At 74.5% G+C, this 18,430-nt stretch carries 22 protein-coding genes; 11 read left to right on the plus strand and 11 right to left on the minus strand.

Translation table 11 applies throughout. The features are described from left to right. Window positions 1-22 precede the first annotated feature (22 nt). Complete coding sequence (locus O7598_RS13980) at window positions 23-751, minus strand: SDR family NAD(P)-dependent oxidoreductase (RefSeq protein ID WP_269691775.1); 729 nt, start codon at window positions 749-751, stop codon at window positions 23-25. Between the two features lie 74 nt (window positions 752-825). Between O7598_RS13980 and O7598_RS13985 the strand changes: the two genes are divergently transcribed. Then, the gene (locus O7598_RS13985; RefSeq protein ID WP_269691776.1) at window positions 826-1,641 is read left to right on the plus strand and encodes a patatin-like phospholipase family protein; all 816 of its coding nucleotides are present in this window, start codon (window positions 826-828) and stop codon (window positions 1,639-1,641) included. A 22-nt stretch (window positions 1,642-1,663) separates the two neighbouring features. Here the strand turns inward: O7598_RS13985 and O7598_RS13990 are convergent, their stop codons facing one another. Both O7598_RS13990 and O7598_RS13995 read right to left on the minus strand, forming a co-directional pair. Further along, window positions 1,664-2,872, minus strand: a complete 1,209-nt coding sequence (locus O7598_RS13990; RefSeq protein ID WP_269691777.1) for an RNA polymerase sigma factor — start codon at window positions 2,870-2,872, stop codon at window positions 1,664-1,666. A 25-nt stretch (window positions 2,873-2,897) separates the two neighbouring features. Then, window positions 2,898-3,290 (minus strand): YciI family protein, encoded by a 393-nt coding sequence (locus tag O7598_RS13995; protein WP_269691778.1) that lies wholly within the window; start codon window positions 3,288-3,290, stop codon window positions 2,898-2,900. Between the two features lie 88 nt (window positions 3,291-3,378). On the opposite strand from O7598_RS13995, the gene O7598_RS14000 reads away from it, so the two are divergent. Together O7598_RS14000 and O7598_RS14005 are read left to right on the plus strand one after the other, a co-directional pair. Next, window positions 3,379-3,843 carry a peroxiredoxin gene (locus O7598_RS14000; RefSeq protein WP_269691779.1) on the plus strand — a complete coding sequence of 155 codons (465 nt, stop codon included), beginning with the start codon at window positions 3,379-3,381 and terminating at the stop codon, window positions 3,841-3,843. A gap of 70 nt (window positions 3,844-3,913) precedes the next feature. After that, entirely contained in the window at window positions 3,914-4,606 is a 693-nt protein-coding gene (locus O7598_RS14005; protein WP_269691780.1) for a hypothetical protein, read from the plus strand. 76 nt (window positions 4,607-4,682) lie between these two features. On the opposite strand, the gene cydB is transcribed toward O7598_RS14005, so the two are convergent. Together cydB and O7598_RS14015 are read right to left on the minus strand one after the other, a co-directional pair. Beyond that, complete coding sequence (cydB, locus tag O7598_RS14010) at window positions 4,683-5,681, minus strand: cytochrome d ubiquinol oxidase subunit II (protein ID WP_269691781.1); 999 nt, start codon at window positions 5,679-5,681, stop codon at window positions 4,683-4,685. 13 nt (window positions 5,682-5,694) lie between these two features. Then, on the minus strand, window positions 5,695-7,107 hold the full coding sequence (locus tag O7598_RS14015) for a cytochrome ubiquinol oxidase subunit I (protein WP_269691782.1): 1,413 nt from the start codon (window positions 7,105-7,107) through the stop codon (window positions 5,695-5,697). A gap of 139 nt (window positions 7,108-7,246) precedes the next feature. Between O7598_RS14015 and O7598_RS14020 the strand changes: the two genes are divergently transcribed. Next, complete coding sequence (locus O7598_RS14020; RefSeq protein WP_269691783.1) at window positions 7,247-8,017, plus strand: lysophospholipid acyltransferase family protein; 771 nt, start codon at window positions 7,247-7,249, stop codon at window positions 8,015-8,017. Between the two features lie 41 nt (window positions 8,018-8,058). Further along, window positions 8,059-8,901, plus strand: a complete 843-nt coding sequence (locus O7598_RS14025; RefSeq protein WP_269691784.1) for an SDR family NAD(P)-dependent oxidoreductase — start codon at window positions 8,059-8,061, stop codon at window positions 8,899-8,901. Window positions 8,902-8,993: 92 nt separating this feature from the next. Here O7598_RS14025 and O7598_RS14030 read toward each other — a convergent pair whose 3' ends face one another. Together O7598_RS14030 and O7598_RS14035 are read right to left on the minus strand one after the other, a co-directional pair. Continuing rightward, window positions 8,994-9,362: a DUF4180 domain-containing protein gene (locus O7598_RS14030; protein ID WP_269691785.1), complete on the minus strand. Its 369-nt coding sequence runs from the start codon at window positions 9,360-9,362 to the stop codon at window positions 8,994-8,996. Beyond that, window positions 9,355-9,801: a helix-turn-helix domain-containing protein gene (locus tag O7598_RS14035; RefSeq protein ID WP_269691786.1), complete on the minus strand. Its 447-nt coding sequence runs from the start codon at window positions 9,799-9,801 to the stop codon at window positions 9,355-9,357. Before O7598_RS14035 ends, O7598_RS14030 begins: the two co-directional genes overlap by 8 nt. Before the next feature lie 88 nt (window positions 9,802-9,889). On the opposite strand from O7598_RS14035, the gene O7598_RS14040 reads away from it, so the two are divergent. The 3 genes from O7598_RS14040 to O7598_RS14050 all read left to right on the plus strand — a co-directional run bounded on the left by O7598_RS14040 (window position 9,890) and on the right by O7598_RS14050 (window position 12,853). Continuing rightward, window positions 9,890-10,657, plus strand: coding sequence for a glycerophosphodiester phosphodiesterase family protein (locus tag O7598_RS14040; RefSeq protein ID WP_269691787.1), 768 nt, complete (start codon window positions 9,890-9,892; stop codon window positions 10,655-10,657). Window positions 10,658-10,676: 19 nt separating this feature from the next. Next, window positions 10,677-12,071, plus strand: a complete 1,395-nt coding sequence (locus O7598_RS14045; protein ID WP_269691788.1) for an MFS transporter — start codon at window positions 10,677-10,679, stop codon at window positions 12,069-12,071. A gap of 62 nt (window positions 12,072-12,133) precedes the next feature. Then, window positions 12,134-12,853 carry a thymidine kinase gene (locus O7598_RS14050; RefSeq protein WP_442929855.1) on the plus strand — a complete coding sequence of 240 codons (720 nt, stop codon included), beginning with the start codon at window positions 12,134-12,136 and terminating at the stop codon, window positions 12,851-12,853. Between the two features lie 3 nt (window positions 12,854-12,856). Here the strand turns inward: O7598_RS14050 and O7598_RS14055 are convergent, their stop codons facing one another. After that, window positions 12,857-13,315, minus strand: coding sequence for an Rv0361 family membrane protein (locus O7598_RS14055; RefSeq protein ID WP_269691789.1), 459 nt, complete (start codon window positions 13,313-13,315; stop codon window positions 12,857-12,859). 108 nt (window positions 13,316-13,423) lie between these two features. Here O7598_RS14055 and O7598_RS14060 point away from each other — a divergent pair, with 108 nt between their 5' ends. Both O7598_RS14060 and O7598_RS14065 read left to right on the plus strand, forming a co-directional pair. Continuing rightward, entirely contained in the window at window positions 13,424-14,557 is a 1,134-nt protein-coding gene (locus O7598_RS14060) for an outer membrane protein assembly factor BamB family protein (protein WP_269691790.1), read from the plus strand. A 37-nt stretch (window positions 14,558-14,594) separates the two neighbouring features. Beyond that, complete coding sequence (locus tag O7598_RS14065) at window positions 14,595-14,963, plus strand: VOC family protein (RefSeq protein WP_269691791.1); 369 nt, start codon at window positions 14,595-14,597, stop codon at window positions 14,961-14,963. Window position 14,964: 1 nt separating this feature from the next. Here O7598_RS14065 and O7598_RS14070 read toward each other — a convergent pair whose 3' ends face one another. Further along, the gene (locus tag O7598_RS14070; protein ID WP_269691792.1) at window positions 14,965-15,804 is read right to left on the minus strand and encodes an LLM class flavin-dependent oxidoreductase; all 840 of its coding nucleotides are present in this window, start codon (window positions 15,802-15,804) and stop codon (window positions 14,965-14,967) included. A 29-nt stretch (window positions 15,805-15,833) separates the two neighbouring features. Then, window positions 15,834-16,820 carry a tyrosine-type recombinase/integrase gene (locus tag O7598_RS14075; RefSeq protein ID WP_269691793.1) on the minus strand — a complete coding sequence of 329 codons (987 nt, stop codon included), beginning with the start codon at window positions 16,818-16,820 and terminating at the stop codon, window positions 15,834-15,836. Between the two features lie 82 nt (window positions 16,821-16,902). On the opposite strand from O7598_RS14075, the gene O7598_RS14080 reads away from it, so the two are divergent. Next, window positions 16,903-17,919, plus strand: a complete 1,017-nt coding sequence (locus O7598_RS14080) for a helix-turn-helix transcriptional regulator (RefSeq protein ID WP_269691794.1) — start codon at window positions 16,903-16,905, stop codon at window positions 17,917-17,919. 7 nt (window positions 17,920-17,926) lie between these two features. Here the strand turns inward: O7598_RS14080 and O7598_RS14085 are convergent, their stop codons facing one another. Continuing rightward, window positions 17,927-18,358, minus strand: coding sequence for an Hsp20/alpha crystallin family protein (locus O7598_RS14085; protein ID WP_091057014.1), 432 nt, complete (start codon window positions 18,356-18,358; stop codon window positions 17,927-17,929). Window positions 18,359-18,430 lie beyond the last annotated feature (72 nt).

The raw sequence follows: 18,430 nt of genomic DNA on the forward strand, positions 1-18,430 counted from the left end.
CTGCCCCGGGCCGCCGTCGTCTCTACAGTCCGCCGGCGACGCGCAGGACCGCGCCGGTGGTGTAGGAGGCGTCCGGGCCGAGCAGGTGCGCGATCGCGCCGGCGACCTCGTCGGGTTCGCCGGCGCGGCCCAGCGGGATCCGGCCGGCGGCGCTGTCGGGGCGGTCCGGCACGCCGGAGCGGGCGTGGATGTCGGTGCGGATGATGCCGGGGGCGACCGCGTTGACCCGGATGCCGCGCGGCGCGAGTTCCTTGGCCAGGCCGACGGTGAGGGTGTCGGTGGCGGCCTTGACGGCGGCGTAGTGGATGTACTCGCCGGGGCTGCCGAGGGTGGCGGCGGCGGAGGAGACGTTGACGATCGCGCCGCCGGCGCTCATCCGGCGGGCGGCCTGCTGGGCGCAGAGCACGTAGCCGACGAGGTTGACGTCGACGACCTCGCGCAGGTCCTCGGCGCGCAGGTCGGTGAAGGGGCCGATCGGGCTGGTGACGCCGGCGTTGTTGACCAGGCCGGTGAGTGGGCCGAGCCGTTCGGCGGCGGCGAAGAGTCGGTGGACCTGCTCGGGGTCGCAGGTGTCGGCGGCGACGGTGACGGCGCGGCGGCCGGCGGCGCGCACGTCGGTGGCGACGGCTTCGGCGGCGGCGTGGTCGGTGCGGTAGCCGATGACGAGGTCGTGCCCGTCGGCGGCGAGCCGGCGGGCGGTGGCCGCGCCGATGCCGCGCCCGCCGCCGGTGACGATGGTGATCCAGGTCAATGCGTTCTCCCCTGCCCGGTGGTGGGGGCGACGTTACCGTGGGCGGGACCACCGGGGACGGAGAGGACGGTCACATGGGGCGGGCGTTGGTGCTGGGCGGCGGCGGGGTCACCGGGGTGGCCTGGGAGCTGGGGCTGCTGGCCGGGCTGGCCGAGCGGGGCGTGCGGTTGGACGAGGCGGACCTGGTGGTGGGCACGTCGGCCGGGTCGGTGGTCGGGGCGCAGGTGTGCTCGGGTGTGCCCCTGGCCCAGTTGTACGCGGCGCAACTGCGCCCGCCACGCGACGAGGTGCCCGCCCGTCTGGGCCTGGGGGTGCTGGCGCGGTGGGCGTGGGCCGGCGCGCGGGCCCGGGCGCGGGTGGGCGCGTTGGCGTTGTCGGCGCGTACCCCGTCGGAGGAGTCACGGCGGGCGGTGATCGCGGCGCGGCTGCCGACGGCGGCGTGGCCGGCGCGGCGGCTGTTGGTCACCGCGGTCGACGCGGCCTCGGGTGAGTTCGTGGTGTTCGACGCAGCCAGCGGGGTTTCGCTCGTCGACGCGGTCGGCGCGAGTTGCGCGGTGCCCGGGGTGTGGCCGCCGGTGACCGTCGGCGGGCGGCGCTTCGTCGACGGCGGGGTGCGCTCCCCGGTGAACGCGGACCTGGCCGCCGGCGCCCGGCAGGTCGTGGTGCTGGCGCCCACCAGCGCGGCGGTCGGGCCGATGCCGCGGCTGTCGGCGCAGGTGGCGGCGTTGCAGGCGGCGGGGGCGCGGGCGACGGTGGTGGCGCCGGAACGGGCGGCGCGCGCCGCGATCGGGCGTAACGTGCTGGACCCGACGCGGCGGGCGGCGTCGGCGCGCGCCGGGTTCGCGCAGGCGGCGGTGGTGGCCGACGAGGTGGCGGCGGTGTGGCGGTGAGCGGCGCCGGCGCGCCGAGGTGTCACGGCCCGGTGAGTCGCCGGTTGAGGTAGCGCTGTTCGGGAAGGCTTGCGGTCAGTCGAGCGGCACGGCGGTAGTGTTCGGCGGCGGCGTCCGGTTCGCCGTTGAGTTCCAGCAGGTGCGCGCGCACGGCGTGCAGCCGGTGGTGGCGGAGCATCGCCGCGTCGGTGAGCAGCGGGTCGAGCAGGGCCAGCCCGAGTGCCGGGCCGTGCGCCATGGCCACGGCGACGGCCTGGTTGAGGGTGACGAACGGGCTGGGCGCGACGCGGCTGAGCATGTCGTAGAGGACGCTGATCTGGCGCCAGTCGGTGGCCTGGAACGTCGGCGCCTCGGCGTGGACGGCGGCGATGGCGGCCTGAAGTTGGTAGCGGCCCACCGGGCCCCGGGGCAGGGCCTGCCCGAGCAGGGTGACGCCTTCGTCGATGAGGTCGCGGCGCCAGCGGGAGCGGTCCTGTTCGGCCAGCGGCACGAGGTCGCCGCCGGAGTCGGTGCGCGCGGGTGAGCGGGCGTGGGTGAGCAGCATCAGCGCGAGGGCGCCGGTCACCTCGTGGTGCCCGGGCAGCGCGGTGTGGATCTGGCGGGTGAGCCGGATGGCCTCCTCGGCCAGTTCCCCGTCGACCAGGCTGTCTCCGCAGGTCCGCGTGTAGCCCTCGGTGAACACCAGGTGGCACACGTCCAGCACGGCGGCGACCCGGTCGGGCAGTGACCGCGGCGGTGGCATGGTGAACCGGGCGCCCGCCTGGCGCAGGGCGCTGCGGGCCCGGTTGAGGCGCTGCGTCATGGTGCGGGCCGGCACTGCGAAGGCGGCGGCGATCTGCGCCACCGGCAGCCCGGCCACGGCGCGCAGGGTCAGCGCGACCTGCGACGGCCTGCTCAGGGCCGGGTGGCAGCAGAGGAACAGCAGCCGGAGCGTGTCGTCGACGGCCGGCGCGGGTGTGTCGTCGGCGGCGGGCGCGACGCCGGCGTCGGGTCGCCGTGCCGCGTCGAGGGTTTCGCGTCGGGTGCGGGCCGTGTCGGCGCGTAGCCGGTCGATCAGCCGCCGCGACGCGACCCGGACGAGCCAGGCCCGCGGGTCGTCGGGGACACCGGTGACGGGCCAGCGGGTCACGGCGGCCTCGGCCGCCTCCTGCACGGCGTCGTCGCAGGCGTCGGCGTGGCCGTAGCGGCGCAGCAGCGCGCCGCGGACGTGTGGCGCCTCCCGGCGCCACACGTCCGCGAGGTCCGGGTGCGTGGCGTTACTGATCGTCGCCGCCGGGCCACATCAGGGGACGCAGCTCGACGGTCTCCCCCGGGCCGGCGAACCTCGCGGCGACGGCGTCGGCACGGGCGGAGTCCTCGACGTCGATGAGGAAGAAGCCGGCGAGGTGTTCCTTGGCCTCGGAGTAGGGGCCGTCGCTGGCCAGCGGCGCGCCGTCGTGCCACCGGTAGAGCCGGGCGGCGGACGGGGCGCCGAGCGCTTCGCCGCCGATCAGTTCGCCGTTGGCGTGCAGCTCGGCCATCACCTGCTCGAAGTCGGCGTTGAGCCGTTGGCGTACCTGCTCGGGCAGGTCCTGGTGGGCGGCCAGGTAGTCGGAGGTCGGGTGCCCCCACGGTTCCGGATTGGAGTGGATCATGATGACGTACTTCACGGTCGTTCCCTCGTCTCGGGCGGCGGCTTCTCCGTCGCTCGCCGGGTACGTCGGAGCCGCCTCGGCGATGTCTACCTATCCTCGTGCCATGAGTAACGCGTTGAGTGTCGGTGACCTGGTCGAGGATTTCACGCTGCCGGACCAGACGGGTACGCCCCGGCGGCTGTCGGAGTTCCTGGCCGCGGGTCCGGTGGTGCTGTTCTTCTACCCGGCGGCGATGACCCGCGGGTGCACGGCGGAGAGCTGCCACTTCCGGGACCTGGCGGCGGAGTTCACGGCGCTGGGCGCGACCCGGGTGGGGATCAGCCGGGACCCGGTGGACCGGCAGGCGGAGTTCGCCCGCCGGCACGACTTCGACTATCCGCTGCTGTCGGACGTCGACGGCACTGTCGCGGACGCGTTCGGGGTGCGGCGGCGGCTGCCGCTGGGCGCGTTGAGCACCCGGCGGATGACGTTCGTGATCGGCGCGGACCGGCGGGTGCTGGCCGTGGTGCACAGCGAGCTGAGCATGAACGAGCACGCCGACGCGGCGTTGCGCGCGCTCGGGGGCTGAGCGTCGCGCTGTCGCCCCCGACTGGTATCAAGGCTGCATCAAACAGGTGTACGGAAGAGGGCGTGGCGTGATGGCGGTCCAGGGTTTGTCCACTGACGAGGTCCAGCAGATCCGTGAGTCGTTGGCGGCGGGCCGTAAACCGCGGGTGGTGTTCACCGAGGCGGCCGGGCAGATGGCCGGGCAGCTCGGGCAGGTGGTGGAGCTGACCGACCCGGCGGTGTCGGAGGAGTTCGTGGTGGTGCGCTTCGGCCGCGACGAGTTGCCCTTCTCCCCCGCCGACGTGGCGATCGCGCCCAAGGGCGCCGGTCGCAAGCCGGTCGCCGAGGCGAAGCCGGAGCCGGCGCCGCCGAGCGCGCCGGCGGTCGCGGAGCCGGAGTTCGTGCTGGACACGCCGCGGGTGCCGGCGCCGCGGCGGGAGGAGCCGAAGGTGGAGCAGCAGCAGGTGGAGCCGAAGCCGGCGAAGCGGGCGGTGAAGGCGGCGAAGCCGAAGAGCCCGCCCGGGCTGACGGTGACGCTTGCCTACGCCGAGGGCGAGTGGACGGTCGCCGCGCAGCAGGGCACGAAGGCCCTCGCTCGGCCGTACGTGGTGAAGCCGGCCGAGGCGCTGCGGATGGTGGCGCTGGTGGACGTGCCCGGGGTGCAGGAGGCGGTGGAGCAGATCCTGGCCGCCGAGCGGGCCGAGGCGGAGCAGCAGGCGGAGAAGCTGCGCGCCGAGCTGGCCGAGATCGAGGCGCGGCTGGCGGAGCTGCGCGAGGCGCGCTGAGCGGGTCCCGGACGCCCCGCGGGGCCGGTGCGACCCCCTCGCCCCGGCCCCGCGTACCCCTGCGCCCACAGGTCCATTAGTGTTGCGGAATGTTCTGTACCCCGATTCGGCGGCGGAACACCCAGTAGGTCCAACCTTGGTAGGCGAGCACGATCGGGGTGAACACCACCGCCACCCAGGTCATGATCTTCAGGGTGTACGGGGTGGACGCGGCGTTGGTGGCCGTGAGCGTGCCGGCCGGGTCCCCGGTGGACGGCAGCACGTTCGGGAACAGCGCGGCGAACAGGGTCGCCACGGCCAGCGCGATGGCCACCGCGGTACCGGTGAACGCCCAGCCCTCCCGGCGTACCCGGGCCGCGGCCAGGCCGCCGAGCAGGGCGAGCGCGGCGCCGGCGGCGAGCACGACGGCGGCGGCGCTGGAGCGGATGGTCAGCGACCAGCCGAGGAACGCCACCGCGGCCACGGCGGTGCCGGCGCCGAGCTTGACGGCGAGGGCGCCGGCGCGCTCGCGGATGTCGCCGGTGGTCTTGAGCGCGAGGAACACCGCGCCGTGGGTGAGGAACAGCCCGAGGGTGGTCAGGCCGCCGAGCAGCGCGTACGGGTGCAGCAGGTCGAGCAGGCCGCCGACGTACTCGTGGTCGGCGTCCAGCGGCACGCCGCGGAAGATGTTGGCGAACGCCACGCCCCACAGCACGGCCGGCACCGCCGAGCCGGCGAAGATGGCCTGGTCCCAGCGGCGTTTCCAGGACGCCTCGGGGCGCTTGTGCCGGTATTCGAAGGCGACGCCGCGGGCGATCAGGGCCAGCAGGATGAGCAGCAGCGGCAGGTAGAAGCCGGAGAACAGGGTGGCGTACCACTCGGGGAAGGCGGCGAACATGGCGCCGCCGGCGGTGATCAGCCACACCTCGTTGCCGTCCCACACCGGGCCGATGGTGTTGATCAGGACGCGGCGTTGCCGGTCGTCGCGGCCGAGCACGGGCAGCAGCATGCCGACGCCGAAGTCGAAGCCTTCGAGGATGAAGTAGCCGGTGAAGAGCACGGCGACGAGGAGAAACCAGACGGTCGTCAGTTCCACGGTGGGCTCCGGGTCAGTAGGCGAACGCGAGCGGGCGCTGCGCGTCGTCGGTGTCGTCGTCGGCGGGTCGGTCGCTGACGTCGGGTACGCCGGCGCGGGCGTAGCGGACCAGCAGCTTGAACTCGATCACCGCGAGGGTGGCGTAGATGAGGGTGAAGGCGGTGAACGAGGTGAGCACCTCGGTCAGGGAGACGCTGCGGGACACGCCGTTGCGGGTGAGCATCTCGCCGAAGACGATCCACGGCTGGCGGCCCATCTCGGTGAAGATCCACCCGAAGGAGTTGGCCAGCAGCGGCAGCACCGGCATGACCAGGCCGGCGCGCAGCAGCCACCGGCTGGTGGGGGTGCGGCCCTTGCGCTGGCTCCACAGCACCAGCAGGGCGATCGCGGCGGCGGCCAACCCGAAACCGATCATGAAGCGGAAGCTCCAGTAGGTGACCGGGATGATCGGGGCGTAGTTGCCGGGGCCGTACTGGCTGGCGTACTGGGCCTGCAGGTCGTTGATGCCCTGCACGGTGCCGTTCGGGTCGCCGGTGCCGAGGAACGACAGCAGGTAGGGGATCTTGACGGCGAAGACCTCGCGGCTGCCGTCGAGGCTGCCGACGGTGAGTACGGAGAACGAGGCGGGGCTCTCGGTGGTGTAGAGGCCCTCGGCGGCGGCCATCTTCATCGGCTGCACCTCGGTCATGATCTTGCCTTGGATGTCGCCGGTGAGCACGACGAGCGCCGAGGAGACCAGCACCACCCAGGAGCCGAACTTCGTGGCGAAGCGGTAGGCGCCGGTGTCGGCGCTGCCGCGGTTGCGCATCACGTGCCACAGCCCGACGGTGACCACCAGGGACCCGGCGACCAGGAACGACCCGGCGAGGGTGTGCGGGAAGGTGACCAGGGCGACCTTGTTGGTGAGCACGGCGACGAAGTCGGTCAGTTCGGCGCGGCCGCTGTCCGGGTTGATCCGGAAGCCGACCGGGTTCTGCATGAACGAGTTCGCGGCGAGGATGAAGTAGGCCGACAGGTTGGTCCCGATGGCCGCGGCCCAGATCGCGGCGAGGTGCAGCCGCTTCGGCAGCCGGTCCCAGCCGAAGATCCACAGGCCGATGAACGTGGACTCCAGGAAGAACGCGACTAGCGCCTCGATCGCCAGCGGCGCGCCGAAGATGTCGCCGACGAAGCGGGAGTAGTCGCTCCAGTTCATGCCGAACTGGAACTCCTGCACGATGCCGGTGACCACCCCCATCGCGAAGTTGATGAGGAAGAGCTTGCCGTAGAACTTGGTGAGTTTGAGGTAGCGCTCGTTGCCGGTGCGGTGCCACATCGTCTGCAGGATGGCGACCAGGACGGACAGGCCGATGGTCAGCGGCACGAACAAGAAGTGGTAGACGGTGGTGACACCGAACTGCCAGCGGGCGACGTCCAACGCGTCCACCTGAAACCCCCAGCCTTCGTACTACGAGACGTAGTAAATACTACTCGGCGTCGTAGTGGAAACGTGAGGGCCGCAGGTCCCGAACCGACCCGGGACCAATGACCCTGATCACGCCGTGACATGCGACCATCCACCACTGATGGACACCTCCCCCTGGCGCGCGCCGCTGCTGTGGCGCGGCGCGCAGACGCTCGCCCGCGCCGTCGTCGCGCTGATCGGCCGCCTCGAGGTCACCGGCGACGTGCCGGCCGAGCTGCGCCGCGGGCCGCTGATCCTGGCGGCCAACCACATCAGCCCGTTCGACCCGGTGGTGCTCGCCGCCGCCTGCCACCTCCGGCGGGTCGCCCCCCGCATCATGGCCACCGGCGGGCTGTTCCGCGCCCCGGTGCTCGGCGCGCTGATGCGCCGCGCCGGGCACATCCGCGTCGACCGGGGCACCACCGCCGTGCACCGCTCCCTGGAGATCGCCGCCGAGGCCGTCGCCGGCGGCTCGGTGGTGCTGGTCTATCCCGAGGGACGCATCGGCCTCGACCCCGGCATGTGGCCCGAACGCGGCAAGACCGGCGCCGCCCGGCTCGCGTTCGCCAGCGGCGCCGCCGTCGTCCCGGTCGCCCAGTGGGGCTCGCACGAGGTGCTGCCCTACCGCGCCCCCAAGGGGATGCTGCGCGGCCTGGCCCGAGCGCTGCGCCGGCGCCCGGTGATCCGGGTGCACTTCGGCGCCCCGGTGACCCTGCGCGACCTGCGCCCCGGCGTGCCCGGCGCGGCCCGGCACGCCACCGACCGGATCATCGACGCGATCACCGACACCCTGGCCCCGCTGCGCCCGCACGAGCCGGACCGGCCGCGCCACGTCGACCCCGGCCGCCCGGTCGACCTCAGCCGCGCGCACCGCCGGCACCGAACCGGCTGAACCCGGCGCACCGGCGCCGCCGGGATGGGACCGTGACAGGCGTGAGCGCACCCGTCGTGTTGATCACCGGCACCTCCACCGGCATCGGCCTGGCCACCGCCGTGGGCGCCGCCCGCGCCGGCTGGCGCACCGTCGCCACGCTCCGCGACCCGGGGCGCTCCGGCGCGCTGCGCGCGGCCGCCGACGCCGCCGGGGTCGGCGACCTGCTGGAGGTACGCCGGCTCGACGTCGTCGACGAGGCCTCGGTCGCCGCCTGCGTCGCCGACGTGGTGGCCCGCCACGGCCGGCTCGACGCGGTGGTCAACAACGCCGGCGCCGGGCACGTCGGCACCCTCGAACAGGAGACCGTCGACGACGTCCGGGCGGTCCTGGAGGTCAACTTCTTCGGCGTCCTGCACGTCACCCGCGCCGCCCTGCCGCACCTGCGCGCCGTGCACGGCCGCCTGATCACCGTGACCAGCGTCGGCGGGGTGGTCGGACAGCCGTTCAACGAGGCGTACTGCGCGGCGAAGTTCGCCGTCGAGGGGTTCATGGAATCCCTCGCCCCGGTCGCGGCCACCGTGGGCGTCAGCGTCTGCGTGGTCGAGCCCGGCGCGGTGGCCAGCGAGTTCGTCGCCAACGTCGGCGTCGACCCGGACACCGCCGTCGCCGCCGCCGGGCCGTACGGGCCGGCGCTGCGGGCGTACCTCGAGCGCAGCGCCGGCGCGTTCGCGGCCGCGCAGTCCCCGGCCGAGGCCGCCGCGGCGGTGGTGGCGACGCTGACCGACCCGGAACCCGCGCCCCGCGTGCAGACGTCGGCCGCCGCCCGGCAGTTCGTCGCGGTCAAGCTGGCCGACACCGACGGCCTGGGCGTGACCGCCCTGACCGCCGGCTGGCTGCGCTGAGCGCCTCCCCCGCCGATCTTGCACTTGCTGTCCGGACGTATCGGGCAAAACCTCCCCGAACGAGGGCCGGAAATGCAAGATCGACGCGGGGCTTACCGGGCGGCGCGCAGGCGGGCGTCGAGGGCGGCCAGGTCGGGCACGAACCACACCTGGTCGTGGCGGTTGGACTCGGCGACCAGCGCGCGCAGCGCACCACTCTCGGCCAGGTGCGCGGAGATGTCGCCGACCACCACCAGGCGCAGCCGGTAGTTGACGAACTTCTGCATGACCTCCCCGGCGAAGCGGGTGCCCAGCGCGAAGAAGCTCGGATCGAGTCGCTCGGCGGGCACCGCCACCACCGTGGCGCCGAGGAACGCCGCGCCGATCAGGTCCAGCGCGTCGGCCTCGGTGGCGATCGGCGGGCCGGCCGGATCGCACAGCAGCACCGTCACCCCGGCGCGCTCGGACAGTTCGTCAGCCATCGTGGGTCGCCCCGCCGAGCAGGCCGTTGTCGCCGTCGAGCACCGCGTCGAGCAGCCGCAGCAGCTCGGCGGTGGCGGCCAGGTCGCCCAGGATCACGATCGTCATTCGGTGCCGTTCCTCGTCGTGGACCGTGCGCACCCGCAGCGGACGGTCCGGGTCGTGGTGGGTGTTGACGCCGGCGAGCACCAGCGTGGCGAGCCGGTCGGCGCCGGCCCGGTCGACGCCGTCGAGCGCCACGATGCTCGACACCTCCGCCGCCGCGCCCGGCGGTGGGGCCGGGCGGCCGGTGAACGCGTCGAGGTCGGCGCGGGCGATGCGGTACTGCTTGCCGATCCGGGTGGCGCGCAGCCGGCCGGCCCGGATGTAGCCGCGCACGGTGCGCACGTGCAGCCCGAGCAACTCCGCCACCTGCTCCACCGAGTACATGTCGTTACTCATCGCACCCTATTCTAGCGGCTTCAGGGAAGGATAGGGAATTTCGCTGGCCGGACACCCGCGCGCCGTCCGCGCCCGGCATACTGCCGGCGTGCAGCCCCGTCACGGCTACCTCGACGCGCCCGCGCCGCTGGCCTTCGCCCACCGCGGCGGCGCGGCCGACGGTGACGAGAACACCGCCGCCGCGTTCGCCCGCGCCGTCGCCCTCGGCTACCGGTACGTGGAGACCGACGTGCACGCCACCGCCGACGGCGTGCCGGTGGTCTTCCACGACCCGACGCTGCGCCGCGTCACCGGCGAGCCCGGGCGCATCGCCGACCTGCGCTGGGCCGACCTCGCCTCGGTGCGCGTCGGCGGCGCCGCCGTGGTGCCCCGCCTCGACGACGTGCTCGCCGCCTGGCCGGAGGTCCGGTTCAACGTCGACGTCAAGGCCGACGGCGGGGTGGAGCCCACCGTCGCCGCGGTCGGTCGGGCCGGCGCCGCCGACCGGGTGCTGTTGGCCTCGTTCAGCGACGCCCGGTTGACCCGGCTGCGGGCCCTGGCCGGCCCGAAAGTCGCCACCAGCCTCGGCATGCGCGCCGTGGCCCGGCTGCGGATGGCCTCGCTGCACGGGCGGTCGCTGCGGCTGCCGCCGTCCGTGGTCGCCGCGCAGGTGCCGGTCTCCTACGGGCGGATCCCGGTGGTGGACCGGCGGTTCCTGGCCTACTGCCACCGGATCGGGTTGCAGGTGCACGTCTGGACGATCGACGAACCCGCCCAGATGCACCACTTACTTGATCTTGGTGTGGATGGCATCATGACCGATCACGTCGGCGTGCTCCGCGACGTCTACCGCAGCCGCGGCCACTGGGCCGCCTGAGCCACTCGAGGACCGCCCGATGGCCGATACGGTCACCCCCGCCGTCGCCGAGCCCGCACGCCCGGGCAGCACCCGACGCGAACGCACCGGCTGGTACTTCTACGACTGGGCGAACTCCGCGTTCCAGACCACCGTCATCACGGTCTTCCTCGGCCCGTTCCTGACCACCGTCACCGAACTGGCCGCCGGCTGCGAACTGGGCGCCGACAGCTGCGACGGCGTGGTGCACCCGCTGGGCATCCGCGTCGCCGCCGGCTCCTACTACCCGTACCTGATCTCGCTGTCGGTCTTCCTCACCGTGTTCGTGCTGCCGGTGGTCGGCGCGATCGCCGACCGGTCGGCGCACAAGAAGCGGCTGCTCGCCGCCGCCGCGTTCACCGGCGCCGGGGCGACCATCGCCTTCGCGTTCGTCACCGGCGAGCGCTACCTGCTCGGCGGCGCGCTGTTCCTGATCGCCAACATCAGCTTCGGCGCCGCCGTGGTGGTCTACAACTCGTTCCTGCCGCAGCTCGGCGGCCCCGACGACCGCGACGGCATCTCCAGCCGCGGCTGGGCCATCGGCTACCTCGGCGGCGGCCTGCTGCTCGCGCTCAACCTGGTCGCCGTCACCGCGCTCAGCGAGGAGGGCAACGCCCAGCGCACCCTCGACCTGGCCCGCTGGTCGATCGTGTCGGCCGGCGTGTGGTGGGCGGCGTTCACCCTGATCCCGCTGCGCTGGCTGCGCGAACACCCCACCGCCGCCGCCGTGGCCGGCGGCGGCGCGAACGTGCTCACCGACGGGTTCCGGCAACTCGGGCGCACCCTGCGCGAGATCAAGGCGTACCCGCTGACGCTGTTCTTCCTGCTCGCCTTCCTGGTCTTCAACGACGGCATCCAGACCGTCATCACCCTCGCCAGCCAGTACGGCACCGAGGAACTGCGCCTGGAGCAGAGCACGCTGATCGTGACCATCCTGCTGGTGCAGTTTCTCGCCTTCGGCGGCGCGCTCACCCTGGGCGCCCTCGCCAAGCGCATCGGCGCCTGGAAGACCGTGCTGCTGTCGCTGGTGCTCTGGACCGGTGTGATCATCGCGGCGTTCCGGCTGCCCGCCGAGGCGCCGGTGCCGTTCATGATCCTCGGCGGCTGCATCGGCCTGGTCCTCGGCGGCAGCCAGGCGCTGAGCCGCTCGCTGTTCAGCCAGCTCATCCCCGCCGGCAAGGAGGGCGAGTACTACGGCTTCTACGAGATCAGCGACAAGGGCACCAGCTGGCTCGGCCCGCTCGCCTTCGGCCTGGTCTTCCAGCTGACCTCGTCCTACCGGGTCGGCCTGGTCTCCCTGCTGATCTTCTTCGTGGTCGGCTTCGCGCTGCTGGCCGCCGTGCCGATGCGCCGGGCCATCCTCGCCGCCGGCAACACCCCGCCCCGGGTGCTCTGACCCGGCCGGGTCGATCATCGCGGCCGGTATGCGGCGGCGTCGATCGGCTAGGCTGCCCCGACGTGACCGACGACGCCGCTGCCTCCCCGACCTGCCTGGCCCGCCCCCTGCCGGGGCCCGGCGACGACCGCGCCGGTGGCTGCGCCGCCGCACGGGGCGTCGACGGCCGGCCCCTGCACGCCGCCGCGCTGAAGTTCTTCTGGGGGCCGATGGACTGCGGCAAGTCCACCATGGCGTTGCAGATGAACTACAACCACGCCCGGCAGGGCCGCCGCGGCCTGGTCACCACCCGCATCGACCGCTCGCTGGGCCCCCAGGTCACCACCCGCATCGGCCTGGCCCACGAGGCCATCGAGGTCACCGACGGCCTCGACCTGCGCGACCTGGTCCGCTCCGCGTGGGCCGAGGGGGTACGCGTGGACTACCTGATCTGCGACGAGGCGTCCTTCTACGACCTGGAGCACGTCGAGCAGATGGCCGAGCTGGTCGACAAGTTCGACGTCGACGTCTACGCCTTCGGCCTGGCCACCGACTTCCGCTCCTGCCTGTTCCCCGCCGCGCAGCGGCTGTTCGAGCTGGCCGACGAGGTGGCCCGCATCCAGGTCGAGGTGCTCTGCTGGTGCGGGCGCGAGGGGCTGCTCAACGCCCGGGTGGTGCAGGGCCGGGTGGTCCGCGAAGGCGCGCAGGTCGTCATCGGCGACACCGTCGACACCGCCGACGTGCGCTACCAGGTGCTGTGCCGGCGGCACTACCGCTCCGGCGACCTCGGCCCGCGCGCCTGAGCCTCAGAACGGGTCCCCGCACACCCGCCAGCCGCCGTCCTCCGACACCACCGGCAGCTCGCGTTCCTCGCTGCCGCCGCCGTCGCGGTTGAGTCGCACCACCACCGTGGCGCGCGGACGCCCGGCCCGGGTGGTCACTGACACGTCGACGATCTCGTAGCCGCTGACCAGCGGCGGCGTGCGCACCCAACTGCCGAACCCGGCCTGACTCCACCGGCTGCGCGCCTCGCGGCACAGCCGCCCGTACGCCCGGTCGGTGTCGCCGGCGGCCACCTCGCGGAAGAACCCGTCGGTGGTCTCCCGCACCGGCCCGCCGGCCTGCAGCACCACCTGGGCGTTCCACACCGCCAGCCCGGCCACCCCGATCAGGCAGGTACCCAGCCCCAGCCCGGCGGCCAGCACACCCGCACGCATCGGCCGGCGACGCCGGGCCGGCCGGTGCCACACCTGCTCCCTGCCCATCACCACCGACGGTAGGCAAACCGCGACCGGCCCGCAGCCGGTTGCGCCGCACTCGCCCCCGCGACCACTGATCGTCTACCGTCGGGCCACCCCTCGCGAGGAGCCCGGATGACACCCGACCGCCCCGGACCGGTGATCGAGCTGGACCGGCCGGCCGCCGCGCCGACGCCACGACCGGCGTCGACCCGACGGTGGCTGGTCGCGCCGGTGCTCGCCGGCTGCCTGCTGCTGGGCGCCGCCGCCGCGCCGGCCCGACCGGCGATCAGCGGGCCACCGCTGCCGGCCCGGGCTCTCCTGCTGCCCACCGGCGCCCTGCTGCTGGTCGCCGACCCGACCACGCTGACCGGCTACACCTCGACCGGCCGGGTGACGTGGCGCGTCCCGGCGCCCGCCGGCGCACGGTCCGCCGCGTCCGTCGGCGACCTGGTGCTGGTCACCACCCGCGACTCCGCCCGCCAGGTGACCGGCACGTCGGCCTACGCGGCCGACACCGGGCAGTTGCGCTGGCGCCGCCCCGACCGGGTCGACGTGGCCGGCGCCGCCGCGGTGGCGGTCACCGAGGTGCGCAGCGTCGCCGACCCCGGCCAACGGATCCAGGGCGCGGTGCGCGGCGTCGACCTCGCCACCGGCGCGGACCGCTGGTCGACACCGGTGCCGTCGACCGCCGTGCTCGCGACGGCACCGGGGCGCGTCGTCGTGGTGCACGACAGCGGACTGGCCCGGGTGCACGACACCCGATACGGCGCGGCGATCGCCGAGACCCGCCTGCCACCGGCCGGGTACGCGCCGGACAACCCGCTCGTCGTCGGCGACCACCTGGTGCTGCGGCACCCCGCGCCCGGCGGGACCGCGCTGACCGGCTACGACCTGCCGGCGCTGACCCCGCGCTGGCGGCGGCTGCTGCCGGTCGGGGAGACACCCGCGCCCGGCTGCCCCCGGGTGCTCTGCCTGGCCGGGATGACCGACCGGCGCGCGCTCGACGCGGGCAGCGGTGCGTCGCTGTGGCGATGGCCGGGAGGCGCCGGCTGGCAGCCGGTGCCCGGCGGCCCCGACCCGAGCCGGCAGGTGCTGCTGCGCCCGGGCGGCGACGGCCGCGCCTCGCTCGTCGACGTCGGACCCGACGGCCCTCGCCAGGGCGGCACGCTGCCCGCCGGCACCCGCGACTGCCACCTGGTCGCCGACGCGTTGGCCTGCCGGGGCCCCGACGGCCGGTTGACCCTGCGACCCGCGGGCGGTACCTGACAGCAGGTGGCAGGTACGGTCGGCAGACTTCCCCGACATGACGACACACGCCGACCTCGCGATGGTCAACCTGGACAGCTCCGACCCGGCCGCCCACGCGGCCTTCTACGCCCACGCCCTCGGCTGGGAGATCACCCACAGCCAGGCCGAGTACGCCATGATCGTCTCCGGTGGCACGTCGATCGGCTTCGGCCTGGTGCCCGGGTACGCGCCGCCGGCCTGGCCGGACGAGAACGGCGCCAAGCGCTACCACCTCGACCTGGTCGTCGACGACGTGGCGCTGGCGGAGAAGGACCTGCTGGCCGCCGGCGCGACCCGCCCCGACCACCAGCCCGGCGAGGGCTGGACCGTGCTGCTCGACCCGATCGGGCAGCCGTTCTGCCTCTGCCCGCGCCGCAACGACTGACTCAGCGCAGCGGGCCGCGGGCGACCGCGGCCCGCATCGCGGCCGGGTCACCGGCCGGCACGTACTCCAGCCACCACGTGGCGCCCGCCGCCGCCAACTCGGCCAAGTAAGCCCGCTCGGCGCGCTCGTCGGCGCGGCGCCGCCGGCCGCCGACCGCGACGTCGAACGGCGCACCGTCGGCACGGGTGGCCGGCAGCGCGGCCACCAGGGCGGCCACCTCGTCGGCGGTGAAGTCGGACCAGCCGTCGGTGTCGGTGAGCTTGTAGGGCACGATCCCGTCGGCCCGGGCCGCCCGCCGCAGCACCGCTCCGGCCTGGGTGCTGCCGCCGACCCAGACCGGCACCCGAGGCGACTGCACCGGCGCCGGGCGCAGCACCACGTCCTCGGCACGGTAGTGGGCGCCCCGATGGCTGACCCGCTCGCCGCCCAGCAGCGCGACCAGCAGGTCGAGGCCCTCGTCGAGCATCGCCGCGCGGGTCTTCACGTCGGTCGGCTCGCCGAACGCGGCAAGCCCTCGGTCGGCCGGATCGCCGACCCCGACCGCGACGCCCGCCCGGCCGCCGGAGAGGTGGTCGAGGGTGAGCACCTCCCGGGCCAGCTTCGCCGGGCGACGCCGGGGCAGCGCGGTCACCGTGGTGCCCAGCCGGACCCGCTCGGTGCGCCCGGCCACCGCCGCCAGCACCAGCCAGGGATCCCAGGTCGGCGGGTCGTCGCCGGCGTGGTGGATCAGATAGTCCTCCAGGAACACGCCGTCCCAGCCGGCACGCTCGGCCAGCTCGCCGAGCGCCACCAGGTCCGTCACCGAGGCGCCGCCGCAGGGGATCTCCAGGCCGTGTCGCATGCCGGCACCCTACGGCCGGGGTGCGACGCTCAGCCGCGCCGGCGGGCGCGGGCGGCCCAGATCGCGTACGCCGGGTCGCGGTCCAGGTTGTGCCGGTCCCGGTCGTAGCGGCGGGTGGTGCGCGGATCGGCGTGCCCCATCGCGTCCTGCACGTCCTCCAGCGGCACCCCCTCCGAGCGGGCCGTGGTGGCGAACGAGTGCCGCAGCGAGTGCGGCGACAGCCGGGCCCAGGCGGCGATCCCGGCGCTCTGTGCGAGGCGACGCACCAGCCGGAACACCGCGTGCCGGTCCAGTCGCCCACCGGTGGCGGTGACCAGCAGCGGGCCGGTCAGCTCCGGCACCGTCACCCCCTGCCCGGCGGCCCGCTCGGCCAGGTAGGCGTCCAGCGCGTACGCGGTGCCCGGGGTGAGCGCGCGGCGGCGGACCTTGCCGCCCTTGCCGACGAAGCGGACGCTGCGGTGCCCGCGCTCCGCGCCCAGGTCGGCCAGGTTCAGCGAGACCAGCTCGCCGACGCGCAGCCCCAGGTCGGCCAGGAGCGCCAGCGCGGCCCGGTTGCGGGCGGCGGTGGGGCCGGTGTCGGCCTCGGCGGCGGCCAGCAGCGCGTCGACCTCCTCCGGGCTCAGGCCGACGGTCGCGGAGTGGTCCCGGTCGACCCGGGGCCGGTCCGCCGCGGCGACCGGGTTGGCCGGCACCGCGCCCAGCTTGACCAGGAAGTCGTACCAACTGGACAACGCGGACAGTCGGCGGGCCACGGTGGCCGGGGTCAGCGGACGCCCGTCGCGCCCGCGCGGGATGGACTCCAGATCCCGGCCGTACGCGTTGACGTCGAGGAAGGTGACCCGCAGCGGCTCCACCCCGTGCTCGGCGCACCAGCGCAGCCAGCCGGTGACGTCGCGGCGGTAGGCGTCGCGGGTGTGCTCGGACAGGCGCCGGTTGCGCAGCCACGCCTCGGTGAAGTCGGCCGGGCCGCCGGGCAGGGCGGGACGCGCGCGGGGCAGCACCTCAGGACGCAGCATGTGAGAAAGGTTCTCAGTCGGTGCGGCGTTTCGCGACGAGGCGCGCCCGAGAAGGTTTTCCGGCGCGGGTTACCGTCACCGGATGCGCGCCGGTCGGCTGGTCTCCCTGCTGCTGCTCCTGCAGACCCGGGGGCGGATGACCGCCGGGGAACTCGCCGACGCCCTGGAGGTGTCGGTGCGGACCGTCTACCGCGACGTCGAGTCGCTCGGCGCCGCCGGTGTCCCGGTGTACGCCGACCGGGGCCCGGCCGGCGGCTACCGGCTGCTGGCGGGTTGGCGTACCCGGCTCACCGGGCTGACCGGGCCGGAGGCCGACGCGTTGTTCCTCGCCGGACTGCCCGGGCCCGCCGCCGAGCTGGGGCTGGCGTCGGCGGTGGCCGCCGCCGAGCTGAAGGTGCGCGCCGCCCTGCCCGACGAGCTGGCCGACCGCAGCGGCCGCATCCGGCAACGGTTCCACCTGGACGCGCCCGGCTGGTTCCGCCACCCGGAGCCGGTGCCGCACCTGGAGACGCTGGCCGGCGCGGTGTGGGCCGACCGGCTGGTGCGGCTGCGCTACCGGCGCTGGCGCGCCCCGCGCGAGGTCACCCGGCTGGTCGCCCCGCTGGGCGTGGTGCTCAAGGCCGGCCGGTGGTATCTGGTCGCCGGCTGTGACGACGAGGTGCGCACCTACCGGGTCGGCGCGGTGCTCGACGCGACCGTCACCGACGAGGGCTTCGCGCGACCCGACGGGTTCGACCTGGCCGGCTACTGGCGGGAGTGGACCGCCCGCTACGAACGGGACGTCTACCGCGAGCAGGCGCGGATCCGGCTCACCGTCGCCGCGCTGGAGTTCATGCCGTACGTCTTCCCGCCGGAGATGAGCCGGGGAGCCCGGGCGGCGGCCGGGGAACCCGGGCCGGACGGCTGGCTGGAGACCACCGTGCCGATCGAGTCGGTGCGCCACGCCCACGCCGAGCTGCTCAAGCTCGGCGCCGAGGTGGAGGTGCTGGCGCCGGTCGAGCTGCGCGACCGGTTCACCGCGACCGCGCACGCGCTGACCCGGCTCTATCCCGCCGACGCGGGGGACGGCGGCGCACCGGCCTCCCCCGCGTCGGCGTGAGGCGTGCTCACGCGGTGGTGAGCTGCCGGTGGCCGTTGCCCTCCGTCGCGGTGACCGCGATGCGGCGCGGCTTGGCGCGCTCGGCGATCGGGATGCGCAGCGTCAGCACGCCGTTGTCGTAGCCGGCCTCCAGCCGGTCGGTGTCCAGCGTGTCGCCCAGGAACAGCTGCCGGGTGAACGTGCCCATCGGCCGCTCGGCGGCGACCAGCTCGATGTGCTCGCCGGTGGGCCGGCGGCGCTCGGCGCGGACGGTCAGCACGTTGCGCTCGACAGTGCAGTCGATGCTGTCCGGGTCGACGCCGGGCAGGTCGAACGCGGCGTAGAAGTGGTCGCCGTCGCGGTAGGCGTCCAGGTGCATCACCGCCGGCCGGGCGGTGGTGCCGAAGAACTGCTCGGCGATCCGGTCGATCTCGCGGAACGGGTCGGTACGCATCAGCATGGCCCTTGCCTCCTCGGTTCTCCTGGCCCAAGGTCTCCTGTTGAGTCGGGGTGACTCAACTTCCGGTTTCTG

Origin of the sequence: Micromonospora sp. WMMC241 (assembly GCF_027460165.1) — a bacterium.
GTDB lineage: Bacteria > Actinomycetota > Actinomycetes > Mycobacteriales > Micromonosporaceae > Micromonospora > Micromonospora humi.

Excerpts from the sequence above, each read along its gene's own strand:
- O7598_RS14085 (WP_091057014.1), bottom strand. The coding sequence starts at position 18,358 with ATGCTGATGCGTACCGACCCGTTCCGCGAGATCGACCGGATCGCCGAG.
- O7598_RS14035 (WP_269691786.1), bottom strand. The coding sequence starts at position 9,801 with ATGAGTAACGACATGTACTCGGTGGAGCAGGTGGCGGAGTTGCTCGGG.
- O7598_RS14000 (WP_269691779.1), top strand. The coding sequence starts at position 3,379 with ATGAGTAACGCGTTGAGTGTCGGTGACCTGGTCGAGGATTTCACGCTG.
- O7598_RS14030 (WP_269691785.1), bottom strand. The coding sequence starts at position 9,362 with ATGGCTGACGAACTGTCCGAGCGCGCCGGGGTGACGGTGCTGCTGTGC.
- O7598_RS14045 (WP_269691788.1), top strand. The coding sequence starts at position 10,677 with ATGGCCGATACGGTCACCCCCGCCGTCGCCGAGCCCGCACGCCCGGGC.
- O7598_RS14020 (WP_269691783.1), top strand. The coding sequence starts at position 7,247 with ATGGACACCTCCCCCTGGCGCGCGCCGCTGCTGTGGCGCGGCGCGCAG.
- O7598_RS14070 (WP_269691792.1), bottom strand. The coding sequence starts at position 15,804 with ATGCGACACGGCCTGGAGATCCCCTGCGGCGGCGCCTCGGTGACGGAC.
- O7598_RS14075 (WP_269691793.1), bottom strand. The coding sequence starts at position 16,820 with ATGCTGCGTCCTGAGGTGCTGCCCCGCGCGCGTCCCGCCCTGCCCGGC.
- O7598_RS14060 (WP_269691790.1), top strand. The coding sequence starts at position 13,424 with ATGACACCCGACCGCCCCGGACCGGTGATCGAGCTGGACCGGCCGGCC.
- O7598_RS13985 (WP_269691776.1), top strand. The coding sequence starts at position 826 with ATGGGGCGGGCGTTGGTGCTGGGCGGCGGCGGGGTCACCGGGGTGGCC.
- O7598_RS14080 (WP_269691794.1), top strand. The coding sequence starts at position 16,903 with ATGCGCGCCGGTCGGCTGGTCTCCCTGCTGCTGCTCCTGCAGACCCGG.
- O7598_RS14065 (WP_269691791.1), top strand. The coding sequence starts at position 14,595 with ATGACGACACACGCCGACCTCGCGATGGTCAACCTGGACAGCTCCGAC.
- O7598_RS14005 (WP_269691780.1), top strand. The coding sequence starts at position 3,914 with ATGGCGGTCCAGGGTTTGTCCACTGACGAGGTCCAGCAGATCCGTGAG.
- O7598_RS14055 (WP_269691789.1), bottom strand. The coding sequence starts at position 13,315 with ATGGGCAGGGAGCAGGTGTGGCACCGGCCGGCCCGGCGTCGCCGGCCG.